A 13,830-nucleotide genomic window follows, 5' to 3' on the forward strand; every position below is an offset into this window, starting at 1 on the left:
CTAAAGCCCACATGATGGGCTTTATTAACACAAATCCAGTGGCGAAACTAAGCGAATCAACTCGCCTGACATAGCTTCAACATCATAATCAATATGAGCAATAGCAGCAGTAGCAAAGATAGGTGCATTTTCTGATTGTGTTAATTCAGCAACCAGATAACTTACTAACGGCATATGAGCAACCATTAATAAAGATTGTTGATGAGAGTCTAATCCCGCAAATAAACCATCAAGGTAGTCATGAACTTGTTTGGCATCACCCATAGGGGTAATAAAATCTAATGTAGTTGCTTGTAGGTTTGCCATACCAGTTGTAGCCTTATCACTCGCTTTCATGGTTGATAACACCGTATTGCAAGTTTGTTGTGCTCTTAAGTAAGGGCTGACAAAAACCTGATCAAGCTCTACTTGCATATTAGACAACCACTGCCCCATCAAGTTTGCTTCTAGCTGTCCTTGCTGAGTTAAAGGTCGCTTTGCGTCTGTCATTTGGGAATCAATAACTTGCTGCGCTTCACCATGACGCATAATGTAAAGTTGCATTATTTCTCTCGCACATCAATTTTCGCGGATAATTTCAAATATTTAAACACTTAATGGTTGAGTCTTAGATATTTTTGCGGCTATAGTAATGTAATTACGACATATTTAGTAACAACCGTTAGCAATAACAATCAGATTTTTTATTACTCAAAGCTATTAATTGCTGAGTATATAGTTAACCGCTGTCACTTAATATAATTACCCTGTTGCGCTTTGCTGTATAAAAGTGTCCTTTGGAGCCTAACATTGAAGCAAAGTCCAAACGACTTAAAACACTACCAAGCTACTACTTTATCAAATGGCTTACGTGTCTTATTGATTCAAAATAAAGAATCCGCTAAATCTGCGGCGGCATTAGCTGTAAACGTTGGTCATTTTAATGATCCTAAAGACAGGCAAGGCTTAGCTCACTTTTTAGAGCACATGCTGTTTTTAGGCACTGAAAAGTTTCCCGATGGTAGTGAATATAATCAATTTATCAGCCAGCATGGCGGCAGTAACAATGCTTGGACAGGCACTGAACATACTTGTTTCTTTTTTGATATTCAAAGTGAGCACTTTGTTGCAGGCCTAGCGCGTTTTAGTCAGTTTTTCATCTCGCCGTTATTATCAGAAGACTTCGCTCGCTCTGAACGTAATAATATTGATGCCGAGTTTAAGTTAAAACTAAAAGATGACATACGTCGCCTTTACGATGTTCATAAAGAAACCATTAATCAAGCGCACCCGTTTTCTCAATTTTCTGTGGGCAATATAGATACCTTAGCAGATAGAAATAACCAATGTATTAATACGGAAGTACAAGACTTTTTTCATCAGTTTTATCGCGCTGACTATATGACACTTGCACTAGAAGGACCACAATCTTTAAACGAGCTTGCCACATTAGCTCAGCAAATGTTTAGCGAGATAAAAGCAGCAGATAAACCACTTGAGCCGATTAAACAACCTCTGTATTTACCTGAACACCAACAAATTAAAATTGATGTCTGCCCGGTAAAAAATGATCATCAACTCATTATTAGTTTTGCCATGGAGAGCATAGATAAATATTACCAAGACAAACCCGAATCAATGCTTGCCTATTTACTTGGTCATGAAGGAAAAGGCAGTATTTTATCACTGTTAAAGCAGCAGCAGTGGGCGTTGGCTTTAACAGCAGGCTCAGGTATTAATGGCTCAAACTTTAAAGACTTTAATATCAGTATTAGTTTAACTGAGCTTGGCGAAGCACATTTAAATGACATTATTGAGGTTGTCTTTAGCTATATTGGCTTATTAAAAAGTAGTCCAATAGCAGAGCACTACTATCAGGAAAAGCAACAAATCTCAGAGCTCTCATTTAACTATCATGAAAAAACCCGTGCTATAGATAATGTCAGTCATTTAGTCATCAATATGCAACATTACCCTGTTGAAGATTACATCTATGGCGATTACAAAATGACGGGTCTGTGCGAAAAAAACATCAATACCTTACTGAATTACTTAGCGCCTGAAAATGTTCGTATTATTCACGTCAGTCAGGCGAATACCTTTTCTAAAACAAGCCACTGGTATCAAGTGCCCTATCAGGTTCAATCAATAGCAAGCGATTTGATCTCACATTGGCATACACAACTAAAGCCAATAAAAAGTTCTTGGGCAGAGCACCTGGCACTACCAAAAGCAAACCCCTATATAGTCGCCAAGCCTCATGTTTATCCTGATGCACCTACAGCACAAAATAAGCCAGTATTAGTGCCTAAGATTATAATCAAAGAAAGTGGACTGACCGTTTGGTATAAACAAGACAATACTTTCAAAGTACCAAAAGGCTATATTTATGTTGGCATAGACTCGCCACAAGCTATCGCTTCCGCTGCCAACATTGCAATGACACGATTATTCGTCGAACTCTATAGTGCCGCCGTTGTTGAAGAAAACTACGATGCAGAATTAGCTGGCATTCATTATCACCTTTATGCACACCAAGGTGGTGTAACACTACAATTATCAGGTATCAGTGAAAAACAACATTTACTCTTACCTAAATTATTAAACAAACTGAAAACCCTTAAAGTTTCTGTAGAGCAATTTGAACTGTTTAAACGACAGTTAAGCAAGCACTGGCAAAACAGTGATAAGAGTAAATCGATTTCACTCTTGTTTGCTAATTTAAGTAGCTTTATGCAGCCCAATAACCCTAGCAGTGAAAAGCTAGTTTCAGCATTAGCCAACTGCTCATACCAAGACTATTGCACTTTTAGTCAGAACTTATTTAATCAAGTAACGATAGAAGCACTCATTCATGGTAACTGGCTCAACCAAGACGCGATTGAATTAGCTCATAGTTTAAAGCAGACATTTGCAGAAAATTATCATAGTGACTACCAAGTGCAGTGCCCTGTGCTTGATATTGAAAACCAAGGCACTTTATTATTGCCAATGTCATTACCTGAGCATGATCATGCCAGTGTTATTTATATCCCCGTTGGCTCAAGAGAGCTTCTCAATACCGCACTAGCTATGGTAACCAGCCACTTACTATCACCTATTTTTTTCCAAGAAATGAGAACAGAGAAGCAATATGGTTATTTAGTCGGTGTTGGTTATGTGCCAATTAACCGCTACCCTGGTATTGCCTTTTACATTCAATCTCCCCATACAGAGGCTGTTTGCTTAAGTACTGCAATAGTTAACTTTATTAATCAATGCGTTAAGAAACTAAATAGCATGTCAACACGTGAGTGGGAGAACTTAACAACAGGCCTAGCGAGCCAACTTAAAGAAAAAGATCAAAGCCTTAGAATTAAAAGCCAAAGGTTTTGGGCATCTATTTGCAATCAAGATGATGCATTTGAACAAAAATCTTCTTTATTAAAAACGATTCAATCGCTAACACTAGCGCAAGCAATTGACTTTATCGGCGATAAACTAGCAAACAAAACATCACAAGATAAATTAATGTTATTGTCGGTAAAACAAGCTCCCGATACAATCAGCGAGCATATAAGCGCCTTTTCTTCTAGTTTGAATGGTAAAATTATCAGCAACTCTAATGATTTCGTCAAAAAAAGCAAAAGAAAATTCTAGATTTGCCGATATAGTCTCCAGCATTGATTGACTTAATCTTTGGTTTGTTTTGTAATGCTTAGTGTCAATATTTACATTAAAGTTACAAAGACTTAGAGTTACCATGATTGACTTGCTCTTTTTTACTAACTAACTTGTTGAGATTTAATTTGCTTTTCTTTTCATCCAATTTATTTCAAGCGTTTCAACATATCGTGTTTTTGCGACGAGCAAAAAGTTTAACTGACATATTACGTACTACGGCATGCCTGCCATTACTTTTCCTTCTTTCAACAGCAAATGCTTCAATCCCACTAGAAGTTTCTCAACAAGCTCAACGAGAAGCTAAAATACCGACAGGTCAACTCAAGTTTAGCCACTTAAAAGCTGCAGATGGTTTATCAAGCAGTAATGTCTTCGCCATTACCCAAGATCAACAAGGCTATTTATGGATAGCCACAGAAGATGGCCTTAATCGCTTTGATGGCAGTAAATTTAAAACATATCGACATAACATTAATAACCAGCACTCTATTGCTGATAATGTTATTAGAAAAGTATTTGTAGATAACAACAATACCCTCTGGATTGGTACGCAAAATGGTTTAAGCCGATATAATCGCGAACTCGACAATTTTGATAATTTCGTTCATCAGCCAGATAATAACCAGTCACTACATGACAATATTATTTGGGATATCTATCAAGATAAAAATAATACCTTGTGGGTGTCCACGGAAACGGGATTACAATCTTTAGCCTTAACTTCAAATAAGCTTTATTTCAATCGCCTTTCGATAACGGGTGAAAACAATAAGCTCAAAGAAATCAAATCGATATACCATGATAAAGCGAATAAAAAATATTGGCTTGGCACCTATGATAATGGCATTCATATTGTTAACAATGATATTAACGAGGCTGCCGAGATTAAAGATAATGCTACCTACTCTGGGGTATTACATGGTGATAATCCACTTGGTTTCGCTATCTCAGCCAAAGCACTATTTGATATAAAAGAAATTGATGAAAAGCTCTGGTTAGCCACAGAAAACGGCGTTTATGTTATCAGTAAAGATAACAATAATAACTACGCCTTATTCAAACATTACACGGTTGAAAATGGCCTACTCTCTCAACATATTCGCGCCATAGAAAAATACGATAATAACAATGTCTGGATAGCCACAGACCAAGGCTTAAACCTTGTTAACCGCATCAATCACAAAATCACTAGCCAGCAAAATAACACTGATTCAGCATCTCTTTCAGAAAACTGGCTAATGGATATATTTAAAGATAAAAATAACACCATGTGGCTAGCCAGTTACGGGGGTGGTCTAAATAAGTACTCACCATTAACAGCTAAATTTCATCATGAATTAGCCTTTGATAACACTAGCTATCGTGTTGAATCATTTACAGAGTTAAGTAATGGCGATATTTACTTTTCTACTGAGCAGCAAGGTGTTTTTTCTTTTATTGATAATGAGATAAATAAAATTGACATAGATGTAAATGAGAACATAAGGCGTGTATATGGCAGTAATGAACCTATACTCTGGTTTTATACTGATAACGGAAAATTATACCAGTATTCTACTGACTCTAACTTCCTTCTAGAGCACCCTGAGTGGCAAGGAAACTCTGAGTACTCTATTGATCAGCTGATAATATTTCTCAATGATAGTTTATGGTATATCAATACTAGTGGGCACCTTACGCAGTATATTCTTGCGACTAGAGAGTTCTTATTACATAAAACTGAATATGCAACTCAGTTAATTAACTTTCATAAAAGTTATGATAACCAATTAATCTTAATATCTAGTGATAATCAAGTAATAAAATTTGATATAGAATTAAAAAAGTTTACTCAGTTAGATTTAAGTATTAGTGACTCATTTAATGTAGAAAATGCTACAACTATTGCTGATAGTAAAAACTATTTATTTCTAGGTTCAAACTCTCAAGGTGTGTTAGTACTAGATAAATTAGACCAAGAGAATTATTTGTTTGATGAAAACAGTGGCCTGAATAATAACTTTATTGGCTCTATTATTGTTGATAAAAATGGCTTTGCGTGGTTCTCTACAAATAAAGGGATTAGCGTATTAAATCCAAAATCAAAAGATGTTATTCATTTTGATAAAGACTTCTCATTAAACAATCCAGAATTTCTGAAGTTTTCATCATTAAAATCAAAATCTAACAGGTTGTACTTTGGTAGTCCCAAAGGCTTCTATCACTTTTTACCTGAGAGTCTACTAAGCATAAAGCAAATTATTTCAACCCCATTATTTACAGATCTTTTTATTGCAAATAAAAAAATTAATATTGCTCCCCGCAACTCGACAGCAACGTTTGTTTCTACAGGTAAAAATAACAACGCTAAAACTACCAAACAAAAAAGCAGTTACCTACTTCCTAAACAAATTAATGATTTAGATAAAATCACCCTAAACCACGACCACTCCCCTGTCGGTTTTGAATTTGTTTCACCAAACGCTAAATTACCTAATCAATTACGTTACAAATACCGTTTAGATGGCTTGGAGGAGAACTGGATATCAGCATCTCTAGGGTTCAACAGAGCCACTTATACTAATTTATCTCCTGGGCTGTATACTTTTCATATACAAGCGTACGATATTCAAACACCAAGCAATCAGCAAAATGCTTCTATAAAGCTCGAAGTTCTCCCACCATGGTGGTTAACGAATACCGCGATTTTACTTTATATATTGGTTGCTATTCTTTTTGTCAGCTTCATCTTCCAGCACATTAATAATCGCAGACTTTATCATGAACAAGTCAAACAAAATGAAGAGCGTTTAAAGTTATCACTTTGGGGAAGTGGTGATGAAATGTGGGATTGGAATATCACCACAGGTAAAATCTTCCGCTCTAACATCTGGGGCATGCTTGATTTTCCACAAGATGGTAAGCGAAATGAATTTGAACAAATTGAGTCAATTGAGTCCAACTCAGCAACTACCACAAACGAAGAAAATGATGAAACAGTTAGCAACATTCACCAACAAGATCTTGCCAGAGTAAACGCTAGTTTAGATGCGCACTTTGCTGGAGAAACCGAGCATTTTGAATCTGCGTATCGTGTTAGAGATAAAGCAGGCAAATGGATTTGGATTCTCGATAGAGGTAAAGTGGTCGAGCGTGATCATGAAAACGCCCCTAAACGTATGACGGGAACGCTTAAAGATATAACGCAAATAAAAGAAACAGAAGAGCGCTTGAAACTTTTCGGTAAATGTATCGAAAATATCTCCGATGCTATGGTCATCTATAACCATGAATTTATACTGGTTGATGCCAATAAAGCTTATACTCGCATTACAGGTAATAGCAAAGAAAGCATGCTAGGTCAGCCGCTAATTTTTGCTCAATATTCAACACAATTTACCCAATCAATTAAAGATCAATTAATTGATAAAGGTTCTTGGCATGGTGAAATAGAAAGTAAACGCGACGATGGTAGTACTTATTTCACTGATCTTAATTTAGATATTATCTTTGATGAAAGTGGCAATATCTCACACTATGTAGGTATTTTCTCTGATATCACCAAACGTAAAGAAACTGAGTTAGAACTACGCCGACTTGCTAACTCAGATACTTTAACCGGTTTACCTAACCGTTCATTATTTCAAGCCAATCAAACCCAAATGGTCAACAATAAGTTACGCCATGCCTTGTTGGTATTTGATTTAGATAACTTCAAGAAAATCAATGACTCGTTAGGGCATCAAATTGGTGATGCAATACTGTGCAAAATTGCCAAGCGTTTACTTAACATTGGCAGAAAGCAAGATTCTGTCTATCGTTTAGGGGGCGATGAATTTAGCGTATTAGTAAAAAATACCAATGACATACACACCATTACCAGTATCGCTAAAGAGATTTTAACCACTATTGCACGGCCATTTAAGGTACGTAACCAAGAAATTGTTTTATATAGTAGTATCGGGATTGTTTTATACCCAGATGATGGTCTCGGCCCTCATGAACTGCTAAAAAATGCTGATACTGCTATGTATCATGCTAAACATTCTGGCGGTAATAAATACCAATTTTTCAGTGATTCTATGAATAAAGAGGCTGTACAGAGGCTAGATACTGAAAACCTTATCAGGCTAGCATTAAAACAAGATGCCTTTACTGTTTTTTATCAACCGAAAATTGCCATTGCCACAGGTCAAGTAGCAGGAATGGAAGCATTAGTACGCTGTGAAACCAGAACTCATGGCTTCCTTAGCCCAGCAAAATTCATTCCTGTCTCAGAAGAGACGGGTCAAATCATTGACATTGGTGAAGTCGTACTTCGAAAAGCCTGCCAAGCAACTAAAAAGTGGGTAGATGCTGGTTTATTTACAGGTAGAGTCGCGGTTAACTTATCTGCGGTACAATTTACCCAAGTAAACCTAGTGTCTATGATTGCCAGCATACTAAAAGAAACGCAATTATCTGCAAATTACCTTGAGCTGGAAATAACTGAAGGTACCGTCATGGATGCACCACAAAAAGCAATAGAGACCATGAAGCAATTAAGAGCTATGGGTATTCACCTATCGCTTGATGACTTTGGTACTGGTTACTCATCTTTGGCCTATTTAAAAAAATTCCCACTTAACACGCTAAAAATTGACAAAGCATTTGTTGATGATATTGAGCAATCTGAACAAGGGCGCAATATGGTAGCGACCATAGTCACTATCGCCCATAACTTAGATATGGAAGTTGTTGCTGAAGGGGTTGAAAATAATAAGCAATTAACCTTCTTGTCTAGTCTTGGCTGTGAACAGTTACAAGGTTATTTATATAGTAAACCACTAGCAACCGACAAGTTCCAACAATACTTGCTTTCACATCAAATCACTAAAAACTCTACCTCGTTTAGCTTTAACTAAGCAAAATTGACGCCTTAGCTATTAATAAATTACATATAATAACTAAGGCGTCAAAAAAGTAGCGCCTAATCTAGATATCCTCTGCTTCTCACAAACCATAGGTTTCTAGCAGTTATTTTTATTGGCGTCTGCAATATTTTGAAGAAAGAGGCCTACTATTGCTAGCTCAATAAGCGTCAAATTCAGAAAAAAATATCTAGCTAACCAGAGCTCTCTATTAGCTGATCCCCCCTGCCTATCTCCCTTAACTAGCCTCACCTCAGTTAACGTCATTAAAATGTCATAATTTATAATGAAATTCTGGCACAAAAATAGCTTCCTCTAGCACAAGAATAATTAAATGCAACTACAAAAAGGAAATTCTTATGCTAACGTCAATTATCTTATCTATGGCTATGTCTTTAACTCCAGTAGAGGGAGTTAAATCTCAAGATCTTAATATTGTAGAAATAAGTCACGGTCGCGGTACTCGTCGTCTTAATGATACTGGTTTAGAAATTATCGAAGTAGGTCACGGTCGTGGTACTCGTCGTCTTAATGATACAGGTTTAAACACCATCGAAGTAGGTCATGGTCGCGGTACTCGTCGTCTTAATGATACAGGTTTAGACATCATCGAAGTTGGTCACGGTCGTGGTACTCGTCGTCTTAATGATACTGGGTTAGAAATTATCGAAGTAGGTCACGGTCGTGGTACTCGTCGTCTTAATGATACTGGGTTAGAAATTATCGAAGTAGGTCACGGTCGCGGTACACGCCGCCTATAAAGAAAAAATAAATTAAGGAGTAGTAGATGCTTAATTTAATTAAACTGCTTTTTGCAGCTAGCACAGTGAAAAAAGCAAAAGAAAATCCAATTGCAGCAAAAATCGAAATAAAAGAGACATCAGCCAAGAATTGGTGGTCTTAGCATATAACCCCTAGTGCAACTAGACTGGTTAAATTTAATAACGCTAACAAGCATTGTTTTGTTAGCGTTTTTTATGCTCTAGACTCTTTTGAAGTAAAGTGCTTTATGCTTTAAACAAGACGCTATTGCATGAAATAAAGTGATTCATCTGCATACGCTTTTTCATCGTAAACATAGGCCAGGCAAACGGACCTATTAACATACCAGCCAATGCCCAACGCTTACGCCCTAAGCCAGACACCACTGCTTGTACATAAAAGAACAAAGCACAAATCACACTAAAAAATACAACTAAAAATAACAACATAGCGCCTAATTAACTACAGCAAACAACCAGATTAAAATTTAAGCAAGATAAAGCCGCGCAAATATAAAGAAAATGCCTAGCACAATCAAGTCTAAATTTTTATTAACCAATAAAGTGAAATAAAAAAGAGGCAAATAACTGCCCCTTTTCTTAACGATGCTTGCCAATTTATGGCTAGCATTTTCCCTGATTCAATTTATATTTTCCCTGATACAATTAGCTATAATAGCTAGTGCCTTCTGCGGCCATTTTCACTAAGGCTTCACATGGAGTATAGCGTTCGCCATGCTCACTCGCCCATTGATTTAATTGATTTACTAAATCAACAGCACCTATTTTATCAATATAGCGCAGTGGTCCGCCTAAAAATGGTGGGAAGCCAATACCAAAAATAGCACCAATATCACCATCGCGAGCATTTCTTACAATGCCTTCATCAACACAGCGCGCCGCTTCATTTAACATCATATAAGTACAGCGTTTTGCTATTTCTTCAGCTGATAACTTACCTGACGGTGTAACACCAATTAGCGAGTAGATACTATCGTCTACCTGTTTACCTTTGCTCTGACCTTTAACTAAAGCAGCTAAGCCTTTTGATTTAGCCTTGTTATACAGATAAAAGCCCTTACCTGCTTTTTTACCTAATCGACCATCAGCTAACAACTTATCGAAAGCGCTCGGCGCTGCAAATCGTTCCCCTAAGTCAGCTTGTAAAATAGGTCCTATTTTAGCGCCAACATCAATACCAACCTCATCAAGTAACTGCATAGGACCTACAGGAAAGCCAAATTCAACTAATGCCTTGTCTAACTTATCAATTGGCTCACCAGCAAGCAGTAAAATAGCCGCTTCATTCATATAAGGCGCTAAAATGCGATTCACATAAAAGCCCGCTTTATCTTGAACAACAATTGGCGTTTTCCCCTGCTGCTTAGCAAAAGAAACAGTCGTTGAGATTGTTTCATCACTGGTATTTTCGTGTGGAATAATTTCTGCCAATGGCATCTTATCAACCGGAGAGAAATAGTGTAGACCAATAACATTCTCAGGACGCTTAGCCTTAGCAGCAATTTTACCAATAGGTAAACTTGATGTGTTACTAGCAAAGATGGTGTTTTCTTGACAGTTTTCCTCAATATCAAGCACCATATTTTGTTTTAGCGATAAGTCTTCAAAAACAGCTTCAACCACAATATCGCACTCTTTAAAGCCAGAGTAATCTACTGAGCCAGTTATCATCGACAGCTGCTTTTGCATTTCACTGCGCAGCATAAAGCGTCGTTTTACTTTTTTATTTAATAAGTCATAACTGTATTTTAATGCATGACTAATACCTTGATGAGCAATGTCCTTTATACGGGCTGGTACTTTCGCTTTTGTCGCGGTAACAAAAGCTATACCACCGCCCATTAAGCCGCCACCTAGCACACCTGCTTTACTAATTTTTGCCGGCTCAACACCTGCAACGCCCTGCTCTTTCTTCATTTCTGTGGTAGCAAAAAATAGCTGACGCAATTGTGCTGAAACATCTGTCATCGCCAACTCACCAAAGTGATCTGCTTCAACTTGATAACCTTGAGCACCTGAGCGTTCAATACCCGTTCTCACGCAGTCGATAATTTTTAGCGGCGCCGGATAATTACCCTTAGTTTTGGCTAATACGGTTTTACTGGCTTGATTAAACACTAGGTTTCGACCAACACCATTATTTTCAAGTAGCTTATCCATTAGCGATTGTTTACGCTTTGACTGACCAACCGTTTGCTTTGATACTTTACCTGACAGCGCAAGCTTCTCAGCCGTCGCTAAAAGAATACTTTCAGGGACAACATCATCAACTAGCCCGGCTTTTAATGCTTGTTTAGCCCTTAACTGCTTACCTGTTAGCATCATATCTAATGCTTTTTGAATACCAACTAACTTAGGTAATCTTTGTGTGCCACCACTTCCAGGCAATAAGCCAAGTTGTACTTCAGGTAAACCCAATGCTGTTTTTTCGTTATCACTACATACACGACCATGACAAGCCATTGCCAGCTCTAAGCCGCCACCTAAACAAGGACCATTAATGGCGGCAACAACAGGCACATCAAGCTGCTCTAATTGTGAAAAAATCATTTGTCCTTTACGAGATAAAGCAACAACTTCTTCACGGCTTTGGCAGTCATTAATCATATTAATATCTGCACCAGCAACAAAAGAATCTTTCTTGCCACTGCAAATCACAACACCTGTAATACTTGTGTCACTCTTAATTTGCGATATCACTTCGGCCACTTGTTCAGCAAATTCTGCTTTAAGTGTATTCATCGACTCACCAAGCACATCCATGATTAAGTGAACAACGCCATTATCCTGCTTAACTAATGTAAAGGCGCTATCGCTAGCTGCTGGTGATGTTTCTGTACTTGCTACTTGCGATTCTTCCGCGTTAAGCGTTTCATTCTTCTTTGTCATTAATCTGTCTCCACTATCATAGCAGCACCTAAACCGCCGGCAGCACACGCTGTCGTTAAGCCAACACCACCACCACGGCGATTCAATTCATTCAAGGTTTGCGTTATTAAGCGCGCACCCGTAGCAGCAAACGGGTGACCATAAGCAAGCGAGCCTCCCATGACATTAAACTTATCCATATCAATTTCACCTATGGCTTTATCTCGGCCTAAGTTTTGCTGAGCAAATGATTTACTGGCAAACATCTTAACATTAGCAAGTGCTTGTGCAGCAAAGGCTTCATGCATTTCAATTAAATCAAGTTCAGCTAATTCCATACCCGCTCGTTTTAACGCTATTGGTGTTGCATAGCTTGGCCCCATTAACATATCTTGCCAAACATCAATTGCCGCAAAACCGTAACTTCGAATATAGCCAAGCGGTTTATAACCTAGCTCTTTCGCTCTACCTTCACGCATTAACATGACAGCTGCCGCGCCATCGGTAAGCGCAGTACTATTGGCCGCAGTAACACTGCCGTGTTTGCGATCAAATACGGGTCTTAACTTGGCATAGCCTTCCAAAACAGAATTTTCACGAATACAGTTATCTTTATCAATAAAGCTCTTATATGGCTCAGCATGCGCACTCATAACTTCGTCTGCCAATTTACCTTCTTGCCAACTTTTAGTCGCTAAAGTATGTGAACGGTGAGCTAAAGCATCTTGATCTTCGCGTGAAATTTGGTGGGTTTTCGCCATCTGCTCGGCGGTTTGCCCCATAGAAAGCCCTGTCGAATATTCTGCAACCGCAGGTGCAACAGGTAAAATATCTCTAAATCTTAAAGTTTTAATCAGTGATAATCTTTGCCCAAGCGTTTTAGCCTTACTTAAGTCTAATAAGGTACGGGCAAACTTTTTCGATACACCAATAGGTGCTACAGATGAAGAATCGGCACCACCAGCAATACCAACATCAACGATACCCGCCATAATTGATTCAGCAACATTGACGGTAGATTGGAAACTGGTAGCACAAGCTCTAGAAACACTATAAGCATCAGTATTAACATTCATGCCTGTGCCTAACACTATTTCACGGGCAATATTAGGTGCTTCAGGCATCTGAACCACTTGACCAAACACTAGCTGATCAACAATGGCAGGGTCAACATCATGCTTTTGCATCAATTCATTGACTACAAGTTTACCTAAATCTAGCGCCGGCACCCCATGAAAGGCTGTTGCCTGCTTGGCAAATGGTGTACGTAAACCCGCTACAATGGCTATACGCTCACCATTTGATGTCATTATTCTATTTGAGCTCATCAATTACTCCGCTTCTATACTTTTTATCGTGCTAATACTGACAGTCTTACGATAACAATAAATATTACTCACTGATTTTATTAACTTAATATTAATTTATTTTAGGCCAAAACAAGAGGTCTGACCTCTTAAGGTTTACCTTGATTCTAACTAACTGACAGAAAATTACAATCCCTTATCGTTACATGAGTAATGAGTGACTTGTTAAACACTTGTTACAAAATCTATCATTCGTTAGCAAATGGGCTTGTTTTTTTTAACCAAGCCCTTATGTATACTGATACAATTTTTAAATCCTTCTACGCGTTATTGCAAAAAAAT

The 13,830-nt window shown here is 37.8% G+C and carries 7 protein-coding genes; 3 read left to right on the top strand and 4 right to left on the bottom strand.

Going from position 1 to position 13,830, the window contains the following annotated elements; translation table 11 throughout:
• Positions 1–24: 24 nt before the first annotated feature.
• Positions 25–543: a phosphohistidine phosphatase SixA gene (gene sixA, locus EMK97_RS04380; RefSeq protein ID WP_130599793.1), complete on the bottom strand. Its 519-nt coding sequence runs from the start codon at positions 541–543 to the stop codon at positions 25–27.
• A gap of 246 nt (positions 544–789) precedes the next feature.
• On the opposite strand from sixA, the gene EMK97_RS04385 reads away from it, so the two are divergent.
• The 3 genes from EMK97_RS04385 (at position 790) to EMK97_RS04395 (ending at position 9,292) form a co-directional block, all read left to right on the top strand.
• Positions 790–3,618: an insulinase family protein gene (locus EMK97_RS04385; RefSeq protein ID WP_130599795.1), complete on the top strand. Its 2,829-nt coding sequence runs from the start codon at positions 790–792 to the stop codon at positions 3,616–3,618.
• Between the two features lie 200 nt (positions 3,619–3,818).
• Positions 3,819–8,525, top strand: coding sequence for an EAL domain-containing protein (locus EMK97_RS04390; RefSeq protein ID WP_170176721.1), 4,707 nt, complete (start codon positions 3,819–3,821; stop codon positions 8,523–8,525).
• Between the two features lie 365 nt (positions 8,526–8,890).
• On the top strand, positions 8,891–9,292 hold the full coding sequence (locus EMK97_RS04395) for a hypothetical protein (RefSeq protein ID WP_130599799.1): 402 nt from the start codon (positions 8,891–8,893) through the stop codon (positions 9,290–9,292).
• Between the two features lie 246 nt (positions 9,293–9,538).
• On the opposite strand, the gene EMK97_RS04400 is transcribed toward EMK97_RS04395, so the two are convergent.
• The 3 genes from EMK97_RS04400 to fadI all read right to left on the bottom strand — a co-directional run bounded on the left by EMK97_RS04400 (position 9,539) and on the right by fadI (position 13,509).
• Positions 9,539–9,742, bottom strand: a complete 204-nt coding sequence (locus EMK97_RS04400) for a hypothetical protein (protein ID WP_130599801.1) — start codon at positions 9,740–9,742, stop codon at positions 9,539–9,541.
• Positions 9,743–9,958: 216 nt separating this feature from the next.
• Complete coding sequence (gene fadJ, locus EMK97_RS04405) at positions 9,959–12,202, bottom strand: fatty acid oxidation complex subunit alpha FadJ (protein WP_130599803.1); 2,244 nt, start codon at positions 12,200–12,202, stop codon at positions 9,959–9,961.
• The gene (gene fadI, locus EMK97_RS04410; RefSeq protein WP_130599805.1) at positions 12,202–13,509 is read right to left on the bottom strand and encodes an acetyl-CoA C-acyltransferase FadI; all 1,308 of its coding nucleotides are present in this window, start codon (positions 13,507–13,509) and stop codon (positions 12,202–12,204) included. Before fadI ends, fadJ begins: the two co-directional genes overlap by 1 nt.
• Positions 13,510–13,830: the final 321 nt, after the last annotated feature.

This window comes from Litorilituus sediminis (assembly GCF_004295665.1).
Lineage (GTDB): Bacteria > Pseudomonadota > Gammaproteobacteria > Enterobacterales > Alteromonadaceae > Colwellia > Colwellia sediminis.